Here is a 19526-nt window from a genome sequence, read left to right on the forward strand (position 1 = left end):
TTTCGGGCACTCATAGTTGTTGAATCAAACCTTTTCCACAAATCCATCCAGCACGCGCTTTTGTCCGGCGCGGTCAAAATCGATGGTCAGCTTGTTGCCTTCGATGGCGGAGATGTTGCCATTGCCGAACTTGATGTGAAAAACGCGGTCGCCGACCACAAATTTCGACGGTGTATCGGCGACGGATTTCGCTACCAGTTCGCCGTCGATCGTGCGGGTGCGCGGGCCGCTTTCGCCATAACCGATCCGCTCCACCGCATGGCCGGAGCGCGTGCCCCAATTGTCGCGGGTCGCGTCGGAGCGGTTCTGCTGCGCGCGTTTCCAGCCGGGGGTGGAATAATTATTGGCGAAGGGTTCGGCTTTGTCGAAACGGGACTGGCCGTAGCCGCCGCGTCCGCCATAACCGCCGTAATTGCTGTCGGATGCCGCAACATCCACATGGGCGGGCGGCAATTCGTCGAGGAAACGGGAGGGCAGGGTGGATTGCCACAGGCCATGAATGCGGCGGTTCGACACGAACCAGATATGGCAGAGCTTCTTGGCGCGCGTGATGCCGACATAAGCGAGGCGGCGTTCTTCCTCCAGACCGGAGCGGCCACCTTCGTCCAGCGCCCGCTGGTGCGGAAACAGGCCTTCTTCCCAGCCGGGAAGGAAGACGGTATCGAATTCCAGACCCTTGGCGGAATGCAGCGTCATGATGGACACGGCATCGAGATTTTCGTTCTGCTCGGCATCCATGACGAGGGCGACGTGCTCGAGGAAGCCGCGCATGCTTTCGAAGGCTTCCATCGAGCGGATGAGTTCCTTCAGGTTTTCCAGCCGTCCGGGCGCTTCGGCCGTCTTGTCGGCCTGCCACATGGCGGTATAGCCGCTTTCGTCAAGGATCTGCTCGGCAAGTGTGGTGTGCTCGGTGTTTTCAAGAAGACCCTGCCAGCGGCGGAAATCCTGTACCACATCGAACAGCGCTTTGCGCGCCTTGGGTTTCAGCTCGTCGGTTTCGATGATGTCGGTTGCCGCAGCCAGCATCGGAATATCGCGGGCGCGGGCGTAATCATGCAGATTGCGGATGGTCGTATCGCCAAGGCCGCGCTTCGGCGTATTGACGATACGCTCGAAGGCCAGATCGTCGGCCGGCTGGCACACGAGCCGGAAATAGGCCATCGCATCGCGGATTTCGAGACGCTCGTAGAAGCGGGGCCCGCCGATGACGCGATAGTTGAGGCCAAGCGTGACGAAGCGGTCTTCGAATTCGCGCATCTGGAAGGAGGCGCGAACGAGAATGGCCATGTCGTTCAGCTTGTGGTTCTTGCGCTGGAGCTGCTCTATTTCCTCGCCGACGGCGCGGGCTTCCTCTTCGGAATCCCATGCCGCATGCACGACCACCTTTTCATCGTCGGGGCTGCTGCGTTCGGTGAACAGCGTTTTGCCGAGACGCCCCTCATTATGGGCGATCAGATGGCCGGCGGTGCCGAGAATATGCTCGGTGGAGCGGTAGTTGCGTTCGAGCTTGATGACCTTGGCGCCGGGGAAATCCTTGTCGAAGCGGAGGATATTGTCCACTTCGGCTCCACGCCAGCCATAGATCGACTGGTCGTCGTCACCAACACAACAGACGTTCTGCGGCTCGCCCTTGGCGCGCTGTGCGAGAAGCCGCAGCCACATATATTGCGCCGTGTTGGTGTCCTGATATTCATCCACCAGGATGTAACGGAACTTCTGGTGATACTCCTTCAGAATATCGGTGTGGCGGCGGAAGATGCTGATCGGGTGCAGCAGAAGATCGCCGAAGTCACAGGCGTTCAGCGTCTTCAGCCGGTTCTGATAGGCGGTGTAAAGCTCGCGGCCCTTGCCATTGGCGAAGGCGCGGCTGTCGCCCTCCGGAATATCCGGCGGCGTCAGCCCCTTGTTCTTCCAACCGTCGATCATGCCGGCGAACTGCTTTGCGGGCCAGCGCTTGTCATCCAGACCTTCGGCCTGGATGAGCTGCTTGATTAGCCGCACCACATCGTCGGTATCGAGAATGGTGAAATCAGACTTCAGGCCGATGAGTTCGGCATGGCGACGCAGAAGCTTGACGCCGATGGAGTGGAAGGTGCCGAGCCAGGGCATGCCTTCAACCGCGCCGCCGACCAGAACGCCGATACGTTCCTTCATCTCGCGCGCCGCCTTGTTGGTGAAGGTCACGGCAAGGATCTGGCTGGGGTAGGCACGGCCGGTGGCCAGAATATGGGCGATGCGGGTGGTCAGAACGCGGGTCTTGCCGGTGCCGGCACCCGCAAGCACCAGAACCGGGCCATCCAGCGTTTCCACGGCCTCGCGCTGCTCCGGGTTGAGACCGGCAAGATAGTCGGGAGCCGCGCGGGTCTGATCGCGCGCCGCCATGGCACGCGCGGCAATGCCGAGGCCGCCGCCGTCCGCCGCGCCTTCATTTTTCGTCGCCCTGCGTGGCGCCACGGGTTCTTCGTCGAAGAACGGCATATCGTCAAAACTGTTGCTCATGCGGCCCAATGTAGTGATTCGAGATATAAAGGCCAGAACCGTGTTCTGCTTTTATTCCGGTATCATCAGTCAAAACGCCTATTCCAAGGCATTTTCTTCGTCTCAAGACTGCCTGTCGGCATCAAAAGCCGCATCCACGGGCAATTGCAGCGCCACGGCCAGCTGGTTGGTCTTGGCGGCAAGGGCGATCACCCGCATCAGATCTGCATGCTGTTCGCCTGTCATGCCCTTGGCCTTTGCAGCCGCGGTGTGGGAGTGGGCGCAATAGGAGCAGCCGTTGGTGACGGAGACGGCGATATAGAGCATTTCCTTCACGAGCGGATCGAGTGCTGAGGGTGTTGCCATGACCGCCTTGACCTCAGCCCAGGTCTTTTCCAGGAGATCAGGGTCGAAGGCGAGATAGAGCCACATATTGTTGATGAAATCCGATTTACGGGTGGTGCGGATATCATCGAACACCGCTTTGACGCGTGGGCTGGCTTCAGGGTTTTCGGTTTTCGTCACGGTGCTCATGGTTTTACTCCGGTCATGGTTTCACGAGAGATTAGCCCAACGACGGATATTTACGACAGGAATGCGCGGGCCGATTGCCGTTAAGCGCTGCCGGGCGGCAATTGCGCTCAAATTACAATTACGTAAGGAACGGATTTGTGCGTTGCCTTGCCCCTGCCAAGCGGGAATACTGCACCTGTCCCGGAACGTGCCGTTTTCGGGAATGCATTTTGCTGCGCGGATCAACCGGAGAAATATATGCGGGTCTGGAAACAGGTGGGTGTCAGTCTTGCCGTGGTGGGAACAGGGCTCTGTCTCTGGGGCTTTTATTCGCCCGAAGCCCGCAATGTGCTGGCCAGCATCGGGATCGGCAAAACGCCTGCCGGCGCCGTTGAGGTTGCCGCCGCGACGCCCGGTTCCGGCCAGAATGCCGGCGGCGGACGTCGTAACGACAATGCGACGCTGATCGTGACCGCTCCCGTCAAGAAGGGCACGGTTAATGACAGGCTGAACGCCATCGGTAATGGTGAGGCGATCCAGTCCGTCGTCGTCATGCCGCAGACATCAGGCACGCTTTCGGAAATCCGTATTTCCTCCGGCGCGCGCGTCGTGAAGGGGCAGGTGCTCGCAAGGCTCGACGACGAGGAGCAGGTGATCGAGCGGGACAAGGCGCAGGTCGCGCTGCGCAGCGCCGTTGAAAAATCCAGTTCCTACAAGAACCTGAAATCCGTTTCCCGCCTTGATGTGCTGGATGCGGAGATTGCCGAGGAAGCGGCAAAGCTTGCGCTGAGCACCGCCGAGCTGAACCTCAAGCGCCGCGATATCGTTGCCCCGATCGAGGGTGTGGCCGGTATCGTCGCTGCCAATATCGGTGACAATGTCACCACGCAATCAACCATCGTCAGCATTGACGACCGTTCGGAAATTCTGGTCAACTTCTGGGCGCCGGAACGGTTCGCAACCGCGATCACGGTTGGAATGCCGGTGGAAGCCACCTCGATTTCCCGCCCGGCGAGACGTTCCACGGCGAGGTCGAGGCTGTCGACAACCGCGTTGATCAGGCGAGCCGCACGATCCGCATCCGGGCGCGGCTCGGCAACGACAAGGATGAGTTGCGCGCCGGCATGTCCTTCGGCGTCACCATGCGTTTTGCCGGTGAGACCTATGCTTCCGTCGATCCGCTTGCCGTGCAATGGGATGCCGAGGGCTCCTATGTCTGGCGCGTGACCGACAAGAAATCCGGCAAGGTGCGCGTGCAGATCGTGCAGCGCAATCCCGACGCCGTTCTCTTGAAAGCAGAGCTGGCGGAAGGCGACCTCGTCGTGACCGAGGGACTGCAGCGGGTGCGTGAAGGCGGCGCGGTGCGCGTTGCCAACCAGCCGAAGCCCGAGGAGGTCGCCAGCCAATGACGACGCAGTCGCCTCCGCCTAAGGATTCCAAGCTCGCCTTTACCGCATTGTTCGTTCGCCGCCCCATTCTGGCGGCGGTTATCAATACGCTGCTCGTCGTTGCCGGCCTTGCCGCGCTGGTCGGCGTGGAAGTGCGCGAGTTGCCTGACGTGGACAGGCCGACCATCAGCGTCAGGACGACCTATGAGGGGGCGGCGCCGGAAACCATCGATCAGGAAGTGACGCAGACGATTGAGGGTGCGGTGGCGCGCGTCAGCGGCGTCAAATCCATCTCCTCCAACTCGCAGTTCGGCACCAGCCGCGTAACGCTGGAATTCGGCGACAATGTCGATCTGGCCGTTGCCGCAAACGATGTGCGCGATGCCATTGGCCGCGTCACCAACCAGCTGCCCGATGACGCCGACGAGCCGCAGATCATCAAGGCGGATTCCGACAGCCAGCCGATCATGCGTCTTGCCGTCACATCCTCCACGCTCAGCATGGAAGATCTGACCAAGCTCGTGGATGACGAGGTGATCGACCGTCTGGCCGCCGTCGATGGCGTGGCCGACGTTGAGCTTTACGGCGACCAGGAAAAGGTTTTCCGCGTCGATCTCAACCAGGCCGCGCTCGCCAGCCGTGGCCTGACCGTGACCGATGTTTCCAATGCGCTTGCAAGCGCTGCCCTCGACGTGCCGGCGGGATCGCTGAAAAGTGCTACGCAGGATATCGTCGTGCGCGCCACCGCCAGCCTGACGAAGCCGGAGGATTTTTCCAACCTTCTCATCAAGGACAATATCCGCCTGCGTGACGTTGCAACCGTCATGCTGGGCGCGGACGACGAATCCACCTCGCTGCGCTCCAACGGCGTGCAGGGTGTCGGTCTCGGTGTCATCCGGCAGGCGCAGTCGAACACGCTCAACATCTCCACCGGCGTGAAGGCCGCTGTGGCCGCCATGTCGGCCAACCTGCCGGAAGGCACGCGCATCGTCGTGACCAGTGACGATGCCGTCTTCATCGAAGGCGCGCTACACGAGGTCGAGCTGGCGCTCGGTCTCTCGGCGATCATCGTCGTCGTGGTGCTTTATCTGTTCCTGCGCGACTGGCGGGCGACCCTCATTCCCGCGATCACCATGCCGGTGGCGCTTATCGGCACCATCGTCGCAATCTATATGGTGGGCTTCTCGGTCAATATCCTGACGCTGCTCGCCATTGTTCTCGCCACGGGTCTCGTGGTCGATGATGCGATCGTGGTGCTGGAAAACATCGTGCGCCGCCGCGCGGAAGGCATGGGGCCGCGCGCCGCCGCCGTTCTCGGCACACAGGAAGTGTTCTTCGCCGTTATCGCAACGACGGCGACGCTTGCCGCCGTGTTCATTCCGCTCTCCTTCCTGCCGGGCCAGCTTGGCGGCCTGTTCCGCGAGTTCGGTTTCGTGCTCGCCTTCGCCGTTGGCCTGTCCTCCGTCGTGGCGCTGACGCTCTGCCCGATGCTTGCCTCGCGCATGCTGAAGGAGGGGCTGAAAGAGCCGACGGGGCCGCTCGCATGGTTCGGCAATGTCTTTGCCTCCACCTACAAGTCGACCCTTTCCGCCTGCCTCAATAATCCTCTGATCGTCATCGTCGTGGCGCTGATTTTCTCAGGCCTGTCGTGGATCGCCTTCGGCATGATCCAGAACGAGCTGACGCCGCGCGAGGACCGCGCTTCGATCATGATGCGGGTCACCGCGCCGCAAGGCGTCAGCCTCGAATATACCCGCGACCAGCTGCAGCGGATCGAGGAAAACCTCCAGCCGCTGCGTGACAGCGGTGAAATCCGCAATATCTACTCCATCACCGGCATGAACGGCTCTTCCAATACCGGTTTCATGGTGCTGACGCTCGCCCCCTGGGCCGATCGCGAACGCACGCAGAACCAGATTGCCGCCGATGTCACCTCCGCCGCCAACAAGGTGCCGGCGCTGCGGGGCAATGCGATGCAGCCGAACAGTCTGCGCATTCGCGGTGCCGGCAACGGGCTGCAGATGGCGATGGTCGGCAGCAACTATCAGGCACTGACTGCCGCGACGCAGAAATTGCTGCTTTCCATGGAGGAAAGCGGCCTGTTCGACACGCCGCGTTTCGACAATGAGCCCAACCAGGCGCAGCTGTCTGTTTCCATAGACCGCGAGCGCGCTTCCGATCTCGGCATCGATATCACCGGTCTGTCGCGCGCCATGCAATCGCTTCTGGAAGGGCGCTCGATTGTCGACGTCTTCGTGGATGGTGATGCGATCCCCGTCCGGTTGCTGTCCTCCACTCGGCCGATCAACGATCCGACCGATCTTGAGAACGTCTTCCTGAAAACGGGCGACGGCAAGATCGTGCCGATGTCCGTTATCGCCACGCTCAAGGAGAATGCGGTTGCGCCGCAGTTGAACCGCGAACAGCAGCTTCCCTCTGTCGGCTTTACCGCTAATCTCAAGGAGGGCGTTTCGCTCGGCGAGGCGCTGCAGAAGGTGAATGAGCTTTCGCAATCCGTGCTGCCGGCCGGCGCCCGCCTGCTGCCGCTCGGCGAGGCGGCGACGCTCGAGGAAAATTCGAGCGGCATGCTGCTGACCTTCGGTTTCGCCATCGCCATCATCTTCCTCGTGCTGGCCGCGCAGTTCGAAAGCGTGCTGAGCTCGGTCATCATCATGTCGACGGTGCCGCTTGGTCTTGCCTGCGCCGTCATCGCGCTGCTTGTCACCGGATCGAGCCTCAACGTCTACAGCCAGATCGGCCTTGTGCTTCTCGTCGGCGTGATGGCGAAGAACGGCATTCTCATCGTCGAATTCGCCAATCATCTGCGCGATCAGGGTGCTACCGTGCGCGAAGCCATCGAAAAGGCGACGAGCATTCGCCTGCGCCCCGTGATGATGACGATGATCGCGACCATTCTCGGCGGCGTTCCGCTGGTATTGGCGCAGGGTGCTGGCGCGGAAGCACGCATCGCACTCGGCTGGGTCATTGTCGGCGGTCTCGGCTTTGCGACGCTGGTGACGCTCTACATCACCCCGGTCTCCTATCTCCTGATCGCCCGTTTCGCCAAGCCGCAGGCGGATGAGGAAATCCGCCTCCACCGTGAACTGGAGCTTGCCGCGCGCCGCAAGGCGTTGGAAGAGGACAAGCAGCTGCTGGCGGCGGAATAAAAACTGCTGCGCCAAACGCTGTTTGGCGCGCCCGCGATGCTGGACAAAGCGTTAACCTTATCCCATACCACGCAACGGAATTTCGTAACGGGTCGAGTCCGTTACGGCGGTATCTTGCGGTGGAGATGGACGATGGCGCTGAAAGATGTGGTGGCGGGAAAACGCAACGAAGAGGGCATCGCCTCTGCGCTGGCGGTGCTGAAGCAGCAGCTGGGCGACAAGCTCCAGACCGGCCAGGCTTTTCGTGAGCAGCATGGCCACACCACCACCTATCTCACCTTGCAGGCGCCTGACGGCGTCGTCTTTGCCGAAAGCTCAGACGATGTGAAAGCCGTGGTGAAGGCCTGCGCGCACTATAAGGTGCCGGTCATTCCCTTCGGTACGGGCTCATCGCTGGAAGGGCAGGTCAATGCGCCCAGTGGCGGAATCTGCATCGATTTCAGCCGGATGAATCGTATCCTTCAGGTGAATGCCGAAGATCTGGATGTGACGGTGGAACCGGGTGTCACACGCGAAGACCTCAACGTCTATCTGCGCGATACCGGCCTGTTCTTTCCGATCGATCCGGGCGCTAACGCGTCCATCGGCGGCATGGCTTCCACGCGTGCTTCCGGCACCAATGCCGTGCGTTATGGCACGATGAAGGACAATGTTCTGGCCGTCACCGCTGTTGTCGCCAATGGCGAGGAAATCCGCACTGCGCGCCGTGCCCGCAAGTCGTCCGCCGGTTACGATCTGACGCGGCTATTCGTCGGCGCTGAGGGCACGCTCGGGGTTTTGACCTCGGTCACGCTGCGGCTGCAGGGAATTCCGGAAAAGATCGCCGGTGGCGTCTGCACCTTCGACAGCATCAAGGCGGCCTGCGATGCCGTCATCATGACGATCCAGATGGGTGTTCCGGTTGCCCGCATCGAATTGCTTGATGAGGTGCAGGTGCGCGCCTGCAACGTCTATTCCGGCCTGAATTACGCTGAAAAGCCGACGCTGTTTGTGGAGTTCCACGGCACCGAGGAGACAGCGGCGCTGCAATCGCAGCAGTTTGCCGAGATCGCTGCCGAATGCGGCAGTGTCGATTTCCGCTGGACCAGCGATGCGGCAGAACGCAACAAGCTCTGGAAAGCGCGTCATGACGCCTATTGGGCATCGCGGGCGCTTGCCCCCCACCTCGACGGACTTTCCACCGATGTCTGCGTGCCGATTTCGCGGCTGGCGGACTGCGTGGTGGAAACCCAGCAGGATATTGCGGAAAACGGCTTTCTGGCACCGATCGTCGGCCATGCGGGCGACGGCAATTTCCATGTGCTCATCCTGTTCGATGGCAAGGATGCCGAAAGCGTTTCGAAAACCGAAGCCTTCGTCGCCCGCCTCAACCGCCGGGCCATCGCCATGGACGGCACCTGCACCGGTGAACACGGCATCGGCCAGGGTAAGATGAGTTTTCTGGCCGAAGAGGCGGGAAATGCGCTCGATGTGATGCGTGCCATCAAAACGTCGCTCGATCCCGATAATATCTTCAATCCGGGCAAGTTGTTCCGTCTTCTCTGATCATTCTCACAATTGATTGGTACAAAAGGCTGCTTGCCGTTAAGGCAAATAAGAATAGGTTTGCAGCGTTCGCGAAGGGAGATGCAGGTCAGTGCTCGGGCGTATTCTGGTTTTTCTGGGCGGACTGCTGGCCGTGGTGCTGTTTTCGGCGCTGCTTATTCCCTATTTCGTTGACTGGACGGATTTCCGCCGTGATTTCGAGGATCAGGCAAGCCGCATTCTGGGCAAGAAGGTGGTGGTGCATGGCCGTGTCGAGGCCCGACTTCTTCCGTTCCCTTCTGTGACGCTGCATGATGTGCGCGCCGGAACGGATGCAGATGGATCGCCGCTCATTCAGGTCGCCCGTTTTTCCATGGATGCCGAACTGGCACCTTTCCTTTCCGGTGAAGCGCGCATCTTCGATATGCGCATCGAGGAGCCCAAGGCCAAGATCAGGTTGCTGAAAGATGGCACTCTGGACTGGATGCGCGGCAGCCGGGCGGAAATTCCAGCCCGCACCGTGGTTCTGGAAAGCGTGCAGATCGAAGGCGGGCAGATCGAATTCATCGACGAGCAATCCGGCCGCAACCGCGTGGTGACCGGTCTCAATGCCGACATGTCCGCCAATTCGCTGGCCGGGCCATGGAAGGCGGAGGGGCGTGCCGCGGTTGACGGGCATCCCGGCTCGTTCTCGCTCTCCAGCAGCGAGCCGGATTATGCAGCCGGGCGCATGGGCCTGCGGGTCCGTGTGGTGCCGGACGAGCATCCGGTCGAGGTTGATCTGGATGGTGCGATTGCCGCGACAGCTGGAAAACCCGCCTATAGCGGTTCTTTCTCGTTCAGTTTCCGCGAAGACGAAAAGCAGAAGCAGCAGGCTGGACAATCGCTCTTTTCCTCGCCGCGCACCCGCGGCAGTTTCGAGCTGACGAATGAAAGCGTGCGCATACCGAGCTACCGCATGGAACTCGGCGGCAGCGAAAATCCTTATGTCGTGACCGGCGAGGCGACGCTCGATACCGGGGCCAAGCCGGAATTCCTGCTGACGGCGGATGGCCAGCAGATCGATGTCGCCCGTTTCGCGCCGCCCGTCGTGCAGACGGGCAAGACCTCGCGCCAGCCAACCGCCTCCGTGCGCCAGCGTATCGAGGCTTTTGCCGCGATGGTTGCCCGCATTCCGGTTCCGCCGGTTCCGGGCAAGGCCAGCATCAGCCTTCCGGCGCTCGTTTCCGACGACACGACCATTCGCGACATCCGGCTGGATGTGCGCCCCGACGGTAGCGGCTGGCAGGTGGTGAACGCCGTGGCGACGCTGCCCGGCAGGACGCAGCTGGAGGCCAAGGGATCGCTGACGCTGCTCGGCGGCCCCGCTTTCAACGGCAATCTTCTCCTCGCCTCCAACCAGCCTTCGGGTCTGGCAAACTGGCTTTCCGGTTCCGTCGATCCGGCGATCCGCCAGCTCAATGCCGCCGGTTTTTCAGCCGATGTCTCTCTGACGACGCTCAACCAGCGTTTCGACAATCTCGAGCTTGCGATTGGCGACGCTTCGCTGAAGGGGCAGCTGGAACGGCGCTCGGACGGCAAGACCTCCAATCTTTCGATCGATCTTGCTGGCAACGAGATCGACCTCGATGCCCTGAAGGCCCTCGGCAGCCTGGCGCTTGGCGACCAGGTCGGCAGTTCGGTTCTCGACCATCGTATCGATGCCAAGTTCAAGGCCGACCGGTTCAATATGGCCGGCGTAACCGCAAATCACGTCGAAACCGCCTTCACCATGGCGGGCGGCGTTCTCTCGCTTGAAAAGATGACGGCGGGCGATATTGCCGGTGCTGAAGTCAAGGCGAAGGGGCAGTTGCAGGGCTCGCTGCTGAAATATGCGGGCAAGGGCACGGTGAACCTGCATGCGACGGACATGCAGCCGTTCTTCACCATGCTGCAGCAGAAATTGCCAGATCATCCATTCCTCAGCCGTCTGGCGGCGAGTGCGCCCTGGTACGCCAATTCCGACCTTGCCATGGATGTTTCGGTCAACAGCGAGAACGGCGGCGCCAATGTCGCGGTTTCTGGCACCGTCAATGGCAGCCGCCTGTCGGCCGTCGCCAAGATGCCGGATTTCCTGTCGATCACCGACGACACCGCGATGTCTCTTGAAGCGGTCCTGAAAAACCAGTCGACGGCCATCCTGTTCGGGCAGGCCGGGCTTGATCCATTGCCGTTTGATGCGGATGGGGAGGGGCTTCTTTCCATCAAGCTCAATGGCACGCTCGGTTCGCCCGCCCAGACCGATATCCGCTTCTCGACGGAGCGCACGCATTTTTCGATGAATGGCTCCTTTGCCGTTGCGGCCGCCAATTTCGGTGAGGGCAGTGCGGATGTGGCGCTCGAAAGCGCCGATATCGAGCCATATCTCATCATGAACGCCGTGGGCCTGCCGCAGCTTGGCGGCGGCATGGCGTTGAAGGCCAATGGCAAAGTGGCGGTGGATGGAGAGAAGATTGCTCTTTCCGGGATCGGCGGGCAGGCTGGCGGCAACCCGTTCTCGGGCAATCTGACGGTTGAACGTGCCGCGCCCTATCCCGTTACCGGCGACCTTGCCGTCAGAACTGCCGATCTCGCCTGGTTGGGAGACGCGATTTACGGACCGGTGATCGATCCGGAAACCGGCGCGCTCGATGCCAAGCCTCTTGCCATGCCGGCTTTCCCGCAGCTCAAGGCGTCGCTATCGCTGAAGGCGGAGAGCTTCGAGGCTGGTCCCTTCGGCACTGTCACCGGCCTTTCGGCCAAGGTCACGCATGATGAGGGCAGTCTGGCGCTTGACGAAGTTGCCGGCACCTTCATGGGCGGCAAGCTGAGCGGGCGGCTCGCCATGTCCACGGGGCAGGGGGCGGGCATCTTTCGCACCAAGATCGCGGTGGCCGACGCCAATCCGGAGCCGATATTATGGGCGAACGCCAATGGCCCGGTCGCGACCGGCCGGGTGGCGATTGACCTGACCGCTGAATCGACTGGCAAAAGTGTTGCCGAGATCCTGAAATCGGCAGGTGGCTCGGGTGAAATCCGTGCCAGTGGACTGGTTCTCAAGGGTCTCAATCCCGGCGCCTTTCCGCCGATCCTGCAAGGGGCGGATGGTCTGCAGCAACCGATCGACGCGCCCAAGGTGCGGCCGCTGGTCGACCAGAGCCTCTGGCAGGGTGAAGTTGCGCTCGGCGATGTGGCCCTGCCTTTCTCGCTGAATGGCGGCGCGCTTCACTTCCAGAATTTGCGCGCCGGGATCGATCCGGTGACGCTGACTGCCGATGCGACGGTCGATATTGCCGCTTCGACCGTGAATGGCGACCTTGATCTTCTCTTCAATCCCGGCACGGAGACGGTCGCCGGGGCCGAACCGTCGGTACGCCTCAACTACAACGGCCCGCTTGCCGCACCGGCTTTGACGACCGATGTTTCGGCACTCAGCAACTATCTGTCGCTTCGGGCTTTCGAAAAGGAACGCCGCCGCGTCGAAGCCATGCAGGCAAGCGTTCTTGAAAAACAGCGCCTGCGCCGCGAGGTGGCTCTCTACCGTTTCGAGGCGGCCGAACGTCAGGCGGAGAAGGAGCGGGTGGAGGCGGAAGCCAGGGCCAAGGCGGAAGAGGAGGCGCGGCTGAAGGCCGCGGCCGAGGAGCGGCTTCGACAGGAAAAGGAACAGCAGGAGCGGTTGCAGCAGCAACAGCAACAGCAACAGCAACAGCAACAGCAACAGCAACAGCCCGCTCCCGAGCGACAGTCCGCACCTGTTTTGATTGTGCCGCCGACGGAGAACGCCATCAGGGAACTTTCGCCGGAAAACGCGCCGGCTAATCCGTAAGTTTTTCGCGATGGGCAGCAATCGTTCTGCCGGTTGCAGAAGTTATGAAACCCTTCCCCAAACACCTCGTCATCCTCGGGCCTGACCCGAGGATGACAAGGCGTTTGGCGAGAGGTTAGAGACTTTGTCTCAGGATGAATTTTGGAGCGGTCCGGATACGTGACGCTTCAACTGCTTTGCCAAAATTATCCGATAGCCCGTCAAATCCAGCTTTCGCGCTCGCCGAAAGGCGTATTGGCGTCGAAATTTTTGGTGCCGATCCTGCTGCTTTCTCCGGACAGGATGGGCTTGTCCGCGCTTTCGCCTGGGGAGGCCGATCTGTCGGCGCTGTTTTCGAGCGCTTCGAGCTCAGCCTTCATAGATGCGATTGCGCTCTTCAGCTCTTCCTGGGCTTTCGCTTCGGTGGCCTGGGAAAGCTCCGACTGCTTTTCGGCAATCTGCGCTTTTAATTCGGAAACGGTTGAAGACGAGGTTGAGGAGGAGAGGACGGAAACAGCGATGCTCGTTCCCGAAACGGCGGAAGCCATGGGGCGCCTCGTGGCGGAAGTGTGGATTTGAAAGGTCTGAAACAGAAATTTAAAGCAAGGCTACGCAATACGGGGATGCCTTGGAGCGCAGATTAATCAGCTAATGTTTAATGAATGCTTTCACCGCGTTACGAGTTTTCGGCGGGAATATTAGTAGTCACCCGGCGCGGAAACCGGGCTCGGGTTTCAATCGCTCACGCTACCGAAAATGTTCAGCGGGTCTTGAGCCAGTTCAGCACATAGACCCGCAAGGATGAGGACAGATTGCTGTCGGCTGGCCGGTTGTCGTCTATTTCGGCAAGCAGGGCGGCGAAGCTGATCTTGCGCTTTTCGGCGATGATTTTCAGCTCGTCCCAGAAGGCATCCTCGAGCGAAATGCTGGTGCGGTGGCCGTGCAATGTCGCGGAATGCTTGCGGATCATCAGATCGCTCCCCGGCTGGAAATCTCAATCATATTTCGCCGGTAAGCCTCTGTTTCGCTATTCTGTGATGATTTCCCGGGAGGATTTTCCGGGCCTTCAAAGCCGGATGATCAGTCCCTGTCAGTCCTGTCGTCGTCTTTTTCGAGCCGCCTCTGATCGAGTGCCTTTTCGGCTTTCTCGTTAAGGGCCGATGTCAGATTTTTTTCCGCCTTTGTCCGGCCGAAGGACAGGCGGTTTTGCTCCGCCTGTTTTTCTTTTTCGCTGCGGGCTTTCTGCTTTCGAAACTGACGCAGATTGACGATATCGGCGGCCATGCGGATATGTCTCCTTGAGTTTCGCGCGGTCAGACAGGAAGCTGTTATTGCTTCTTGCGGAAAGCATCCAGTGAAACGACGGAGCCTTCCTTCTTTTCCTCACCGGCCTTGGGGCTTCGGCGGTGGAAGCCGGTTTTGCCTCGTTGGAAACGGGGTAGGCGGTGATTTCGGCGTCTTCCATCTCTTCCTCGTCGGCCAGGGGCACATCGAACTCAAGTTCGAAATTGACCGAAGGATCGTAGAAACCGCGAATGGCGTTATAGGGAATGACCAGCTTTTCCGGGGTGTCCGAGAAGGACAGGCCGATTTCGAAGCCGGTTTCGGTCACCTTCAGGTCCCAGAACTGGTGCTGGATGACGATGGTCATCTGCTCGGCATATTTTGCCTTGAGGTGCTGGGAAATCCGCACCCCGGGCGCGCCGGTCAGGAAGGTGATGAAGAAATGGTGGTCGCCGGGCAGGCGGCCGGTTGCGGCCACTTCACCCAAAACTTTACGAATAACGCCGCGAAGGGCATCCTGTGCGAGAATGTCGTAACGGATATGATCCTGCCCCATGCGGTCCTGTCTTTCCCTTATTCGAACGTCTTTTAAAGCGCGGCGCGTCATGCGCGCCAAGGACGCTGTAACACTTTGAATCTTTGCGTAATCCTTGAGCCAGTATCTATTCGGTCCTGACGGCTACGCGTTGCCCAAGTATACGCAATGTCCTGAACGGCAGCAACGGAAAAGCCGATGCCGATCGCAAGTCAGCTATCATATAACCAATTCAGGCAAAATGGAGAAGGTGGAGGTTTCTGTTGCCAGGTACCTCCGAACCCCGCCTCACGGGGCTAACCGTGAGGACTTAGAGCGGAATTCCCGCACCGCCATTAGGCAGCGAGAGCGTATTCCTTAGCGTTGTTGTCGTTTGCAACTACACTTGTGACCCGATAACGGCGGTATCATGCCGAGCAAAAGTTCGATCTTTACGCCCTTGTCGATCCTATTTCGCCCCCATCAAAAGCCGGCCTTGTTCAAGAAAGCCGCCGGTTTTTGGTGGAGGCGCCGGGTACCGCCCCCGGGTCCAATAGGTTTATTACACCGACCGTTTATCGCCATAGCCGGGTTGCCCCGGCAAGGCTCATATAGGCGTTTCCCGTGGCCGAGAAAAGGGGGGCGATGACAATTCCATGAAAAGGTTTCGTGTTTGCGCCCGGCAATTTAGACTATTCTTGACGACGAGGGATTGCTGACACATTCTCCGTGCAACCGGTCACCAGAAACAACACCGGGCCGGGGACACACGAAGGAGTGGACATGACTGACTATCTCGCAGATGTGAAGAAATACGATGCAGCAGCCGACGAAGCCATTGTCGGCAAGATCGTCAAGCATCTCGGCATTGCCTTGCGCAACCGGGATTCATCGCTGGTGTCCGCTTCCGATCCGGAAGAGCTTGCGCGTGTGAAGGCGAGCTGGTGCGGCAAGAAGCTCGGCGTGACCGATGACAGCGCCGACAAGGCGATTGATGCCACCGCCAAGGCCATGGCTGCTGATCGCTCCAAGTCGCGCGTCACTTTCTATTACCTTGTCGCCAAGGAACTGGGCAAACTCCAGTCGCTCTGATTTGAGCCGGGGATAGCCCTGAATAGGTGATTGGTTCTGCCGCCCTGTGCTATTATATTCCACTGATATCAGGGAATCGGCGGCAGAACGCATGAAACAATATCTCGATCTTCTTCGGCATGTGATGGAAACCGGCTCCGACCGTGGAGACCGCACCGGCACCGGCACGCGCTCGGTCTTCGGTTACCAGATGCGTTTTGACCTTTCCGAAGGTTTTCCGGTTCTGACCACCAAGAAACTGCATCTGCGCTCGATCATCCATGAACTGCTGTGGTTCCTGAAGGGTGACACCAATATCGCCTATCTCAAGGAAAACGGCGTTTCCATCTGGGACGAGTGGGCCGACGAGAACGGCGATCTCGGCCCGTCTATGGCGCGCAATGGCGCTCCTGGCCGGCACCTGACGGCCGCCATATCGACCAGATCGCGCTTTTGATCGAGGCCCTTAAAACCAATCCCAATTCCCGCCGTCACATCGTTTCGGCGTGGAACCCGGCGCTGGTGGATGAGATGGCGCTGCCGCCCTGCCATTGCCTGTTCCAGTTCTACGTTTCTGACGGAAAGCTGTCCTGCCAGCTCTACCAGCGCTCGGCCGATATCTTCCTCGGCGTTCCCTTCAACATCGCATCCTATGCGCTTCTGACGCTGATGGTGGCGCAGGTCACGGGCCTGAAGCCGGGCGATTTCGTCCATACGCTCGGCGATGCGCATATCTACGCCAACCATTTCGAACAGGCGAAGCTGCAGATGACGCGCACGCCCAAGGCCCTGCCGACGATGCGTCTCAATCCTGACGTCAAGGACCTTTTCGCCTTTAAATTCGAAGACTTTACGCTTGAGAATTACGAGGCCGATTCAAGCATCAAGGCGCCGATCGCGGTATGAGCGAGCCGCGCGTCACCCTCATCGTCGCGGTCTCGGAAAACGGCGTTATCGGCCGCGACCTCGACATGCCGTGGAAGCTTTCCACCGACCTCAAGCGCTTCAAGGCGATGACGATGGGCAAGCCGCTCATCATGGGCCGCAAGACGTTTCTGTCCGTTGGCGAGCGCCCCCTGCCGGGTCGGCCGCACATCATCGTCAGCCGCAATGCAGACTACAGACCGGCGGGTGTGGATGTCGTTTCATCGCTGGAAGACGCCCTGAAGCTTGCCAAGACAAAGGCTGCGGAACTTGGGGTGGATGAGGTTTTCGTGGCCGGCGGCGGGGAAATTTACCGTCAGGCCATGCCGTTTGCCGATCAACTTTCCGTCACCCATGTGGCGGTAAAGCTCGATGGCGACACTTTTTTTCCGGAAATAGATCCGGCCGTGTTTGAAAAAGTCGAGGAAAATGCCGCTCCCGCAGGGGAAAGGGACAATTATCCCGTTCTGTTCACCACTTATTTGCGAAGAGCCGCGTCAAAGTGAACTATTTACCCTGATTGGGTATTTAGTTACCACCTCTGCGTTGAAACGGACGCTTCTCCTTCTTATAACGGGTCGATATTCCCGCCGCACGCGAGCAATCGCTTTCGAACGGAACCGGGAGAGGCTTTTATAAAGAGGTATTGATGCCCTGGAGCAATCAGAATGGCGGCGGCGGCCCTTGGGGCGGCGGCGGTGGAGGAAACAACCAGGGCGGCGGTGGCGGCCCATGGGGGCAGGGGCCTAACCGGCCTCGCGGCGGTGGCGGCGGCGGCAATGGCGGCCCGCCCGATCTGGAAGAGATCATCCGGCGCAGTCAGGACCGTTTCAGGAATGTCCTGCCAGGCGGCTTCAACGGCGGCGCGGTTGCGATCCTCGTTCTCGTCGTTCTGGTATTCCTTGGCATCCAGTCCATCTACACCGTCCAGCCGGACGAGCGCGGCGTTGAACTGCGTTTCGGGCGTCCGAAGGACGAAATCTCGATGCCGGGCCTGCATTTCCATCTGTGGCCGATCGAGACGGTTGAAATCGTCAAGGTGACCGAGCAGCAGCAGAACATCGGTTCGCGCGCCTCGTCTTCCTCGTCGAGCGGCGTGATGCTGACCGGCGACCAAAATATCGTCAACGTGCAGTTCTCGGTGCTCTATACGGTTTCCGATCCGAAATCCTACCTCTTCAACGTCGACAGCCCGGCTGAGACGCTGCAGCAGGTATCCGAAAGCGCCATGCGCGAAGTCGTCGGCCGCCGTCCGGCACAGGACATTTTCCGTGATAACCGTCAGGCGATCGCGGCAGATGTGCGCACCATCATCCAGTCCACCATGGACGGTTACGGCGCCGGCATTTCCATCAATGCCGTGGCTATCGAAGATGCGGCGCCGCCGCGCGAAGTGGCTGATGCGTTCGATGAAGTGCAGCGTGCCGAGCAGGACGAGGATCGTTTCGTTCAGGAAGCCAACCAGTACGCCAACCAGAAGCTGGGTGCCGCACGTGGTCAGGCCGCACAGATCGTCGAAGAGGCGAATGCTTACAAGTCGCGTGTCGTCAACGAGGCGCAGGGTGAGGCGCAGCGCTTCATCTCCATTTACGATCAGTATCGCACAGCGCCGGATGTGACCCGTCAGCGTATGTTCCTGGAAACCATGGAACAGGTCCTGAAGGGCTCCAACAAGGTCATCATCGACGAGAAACAGGGCGTGGTGCCTTATCTGCCTCTGAATGAGATCATGCGCGGCAATACCGGCGCAGCACAGCAGGGAGGCAACTGATATGAGCAACCGTCTTACGGCCGTTCTCGTCGGTCTCGCCGTTCTGCTTTTCTTCGGCTATTCCTCGATCTTCGTCGTCAACGAGCGCCAGCAGGCCATCGTCGTGCGCTTCGGTCAGATCCAGGATGTGAAAACCGCGCCGGGCCTCTATTTCAAGCTGCCCTTCGCCTTCATGGATGCCGACCGGGTCCAATATGTCGAGAACCGGGCCCTGCGCTTCGATCACGACAATATCCGTGTTCAGGTGTCCGGCGGCAAGTTCTACGAGGTTGATGCCTTCGTCGTCTATCGCATCACGGATGCACGCCGCTTCCGGCAGACGGTCTCCGGTGACCAGATGTCGGCGGAATCGCGGCTTCGCACCCGTCTCGACGCGTCGCTACGCCGGGTCTACGGTCTGCGCGGCTTTGAATCCGCGCTCTCGGATGCGCGTGCATCGATGATGCAGGAAGTGCGTGACGACCTGCGTCCCGACGCGGAATCGCTCGGCATCAGCATCGTGGATGTCCGCATCCGCCGTACCGATCTGACGCAGGAAGTGTCCCAGCAGACCTTTGAGCGCATGAAGTCGGAACGTCTGGCTGAAGCCGAACTGATCCGCGCCCGTGGTAACGAAGAAGCGCAGCGCCGCCGCGCTATCGCCGATCGTCAGGTGGTGGAGTTCGAATCCGACGCACGTCGCCAGTCCGAAGTGCTTCGGGGTGAGGGCGATGCGGAGCGCAACAAGGTGTTCGGCGAAGCTTTCCAGCGCGATCCGAGCTTCTTCGAGTTCTATCGTTCGATGGCGGCCTATTCCAGCTCGCTCAGCGGAACCGGCACGACGCTGGTCCTCTCCCCGGACTCGACCTTCTTCCGTTATTTCAACAACATCGACGGTGCTCCGTCCACGCCGCCCGCCGCGCCTGCGCCGGCACCGGCGAACTGATAACGGATCAAATACTAGTGGAGGGGCCGGTTTTTACCGGCCCCTTTCTTTTTGACGGCCCCCCGCGCACGACGTCATCCTTGGGCCTGACCCGAGGATGACGGAGGAGAGGGTTGAGCAGCCGTGTTGGTAATTTTAGGACGG

General features: G+C 60.2%; 12 protein-coding genes, 1 other RNA gene and 3 pseudogenes. 9 read left to right on the plus strand and 7 right to left on the minus strand.

The window, feature by feature from the left end; genetic code table 11:
* Positions 1-24: 24 nt before the first annotated feature.
* Positions 25-2499, minus strand: coding sequence for an ATP-dependent helicase (locus tag G3A56_RS15605; RefSeq protein ID WP_082184471.1), 2475 nt, complete (start codon positions 2497-2499; stop codon positions 25-27).
* A 102-nt stretch (positions 2500-2601) separates the two neighbouring features.
* Positions 2602-3012, minus strand: a complete 411-nt coding sequence (locus tag G3A56_RS15610; RefSeq protein WP_082182622.1) for a carboxymuconolactone decarboxylase family protein — start codon at positions 3010-3012, stop codon at positions 2602-2604.
* 237 nt (positions 3013-3249) lie between these two features.
* Between G3A56_RS15610 and G3A56_RS15615 the strand changes: the two are divergent.
* From G3A56_RS15615 to G3A56_RS15630, 4 genes and pseudogenes are all read left to right on the plus strand, one after another.
* Positions 3250-4400 (plus strand): annotated as a pseudogene (locus tag G3A56_RS15615) (efflux RND transporter periplasmic adaptor subunit).
* Positions 4397-7546 (plus strand): efflux RND transporter permease subunit, encoded by a 3150-nt coding sequence (locus tag G3A56_RS15620; RefSeq protein WP_082182620.1) that lies wholly within the window; start codon positions 4397-4399, stop codon positions 7544-7546. The pseudogene G3A56_RS15615 and the gene G3A56_RS15620 overlap by 4 nt, the downstream one beginning before the upstream one ends.
* A 132-nt stretch (positions 7547-7678) precedes the next feature.
* Positions 7679-9091: an FAD-binding oxidoreductase gene (locus tag G3A56_RS15625; RefSeq protein WP_082182619.1), complete on the plus strand. Its 1413-nt coding sequence runs from the start codon at positions 7679-7681 to the stop codon at positions 9089-9091.
* A gap of 91 nt (positions 9092-9182) precedes the next feature.
* Positions 9183-12914, plus strand: coding sequence for an AsmA family protein (locus G3A56_RS15630; RefSeq protein WP_082182618.1), 3732 nt, complete (start codon positions 9183-9185; stop codon positions 12912-12914).
* Between the two features lie 200 nt (positions 12915-13114).
* On the opposite strand, the gene G3A56_RS15635 is transcribed toward G3A56_RS15630, so the two are convergent.
* The 5 genes and pseudogenes from G3A56_RS15635 to ssrA form a co-directional block, all read right to left on the minus strand.
* Positions 13115-13441, minus strand: coding sequence for a hypothetical protein (locus G3A56_RS15635; protein ID WP_082182617.1), 327 nt, complete (start codon positions 13439-13441; stop codon positions 13115-13117).
* Between the two features lie 212 nt (positions 13442-13653).
* Complete coding sequence (locus G3A56_RS15640; RefSeq protein ID WP_003494959.1) at positions 13654-13863, minus strand: ribbon-helix-helix domain-containing protein; 210 nt, start codon at positions 13861-13863, stop codon at positions 13654-13656.
* A gap of 110 nt (positions 13864-13973) precedes the next feature.
* Positions 13974-14177, minus strand: a complete 204-nt coding sequence (locus G3A56_RS15645; RefSeq protein ID WP_082182616.1) for a DUF4169 family protein — start codon at positions 14175-14177, stop codon at positions 13974-13976.
* A 44-nt stretch (positions 14178-14221) separates the two neighbouring features.
* Positions 14222-14733, minus strand: a pseudogene (locus tag G3A56_RS15650) (SspB family protein).
* Positions 14734-14961: 228 nt separating this feature from the next.
* Positions 14962-15332: a transfer-messenger RNA gene (gene ssrA, locus G3A56_RS15655) on the minus strand.
* A 142-nt stretch (positions 15333-15474) separates the two neighbouring features.
* Here ssrA and G3A56_RS15660 point away from each other — a divergent pair.
* The 5 genes and pseudogenes from G3A56_RS15660 to hflC all read left to right on the plus strand — a co-directional run bounded on the left by G3A56_RS15660 (position 15475) and on the right by hflC (position 19382).
* Positions 15475-15783 (plus strand): DUF2853 family protein, encoded by a 309-nt coding sequence (locus G3A56_RS15660; protein WP_035242256.1) that lies wholly within the window; start codon positions 15475-15477, stop codon positions 15781-15783.
* Positions 15784-15874: 91 nt separating this feature from the next.
* A pseudogene (locus G3A56_RS15665) lies at positions 15875-16668 on the plus strand (thymidylate synthase).
* Complete coding sequence (locus G3A56_RS15670) at positions 16665-17192, plus strand: dihydrofolate reductase (protein WP_082182614.1); 528 nt, start codon at positions 16665-16667, stop codon at positions 17190-17192. The pseudogene G3A56_RS15665 and the gene G3A56_RS15670 overlap by 4 nt, the downstream one beginning before the upstream one ends.
* Before the next feature lie 143 nt (positions 17193-17335).
* Positions 17336-18457, plus strand: coding sequence for an FtsH protease activity modulator HflK (hflK, locus tag G3A56_RS15675; RefSeq protein WP_082182613.1), 1122 nt, complete (start codon positions 17336-17338; stop codon positions 18455-18457).
* 1 nt (position 18458) lies between these two features.
* Positions 18459-19382, plus strand: coding sequence for a protease modulator HflC (gene hflC, locus G3A56_RS15680; protein ID WP_082182612.1), 924 nt, complete (start codon positions 18459-18461; stop codon positions 19380-19382).
* Positions 19383-19526: the final 144 nt, after the last annotated feature.

This window comes from Rhizobium oryzihabitans (assembly GCF_010669145.1).
Classification (GTDB): domain Bacteria; phylum Pseudomonadota; class Alphaproteobacteria; order Rhizobiales; family Rhizobiaceae; genus Agrobacterium; species Agrobacterium oryzihabitans.

Bases quoted from the DNA above. Each gene is read 5' to 3' on its own strand.
- G3A56_RS15605 (WP_082184471.1), bottom strand. From the start codon at position 2,499: ATGAGCAACAGTTTTGACGATATGCCGTTCTTCGACGAAGAACCCGTG.
- G3A56_RS15610 (WP_082182622.1), bottom strand. From the start codon at position 3,012: ATGAGCACCGTGACGAAAACCGAAAACCCTGAAGCCAGCCCACGCGTC.
- G3A56_RS15620 (WP_082182620.1), top strand. From the start codon at position 4,397: ATGACGACGCAGTCGCCTCCGCCTAAGGATTCCAAGCTCGCCTTTACC.
- G3A56_RS15625 (WP_082182619.1), top strand. From the start codon at position 7,679: ATGGCGCTGAAAGATGTGGTGGCGGGAAAACGCAACGAAGAGGGCATC.
- G3A56_RS15635 (WP_082182617.1), bottom strand. From the start codon at position 13,441: ATGGCTTCCGCCGTTTCGGGAACGAGCATCGCTGTTTCCGTCCTCTCC.
- G3A56_RS15640 (WP_003494959.1), bottom strand. From the start codon at position 13,863: ATGATCCGCAAGCATTCCGCGACATTGCACGGCCACCGCACCAGCATT.
- G3A56_RS15645 (WP_082182616.1), bottom strand. From the start codon at position 14,177: ATGGCCGCCGATATCGTCAATCTGCGTCAGTTTCGAAAGCAGAAAGCC.
- G3A56_RS15660 (WP_035242256.1), top strand. From the start codon at position 15,475: ATGACTGACTATCTCGCAGATGTGAAGAAATACGATGCAGCAGCCGAC.
- G3A56_RS15670 (WP_082182614.1), top strand. From the start codon at position 16,665: ATGAGCGAGCCGCGCGTCACCCTCATCGTCGCGGTCTCGGAAAACGGC.
- hflK (WP_082182613.1), top strand. From the start codon at position 17,336: ATGCCCTGGAGCAATCAGAATGGCGGCGGCGGCCCTTGGGGCGGCGGC.
- hflC (WP_082182612.1), top strand. From the start codon at position 18,459: ATGAGCAACCGTCTTACGGCCGTTCTCGTCGGTCTCGCCGTTCTGCTT.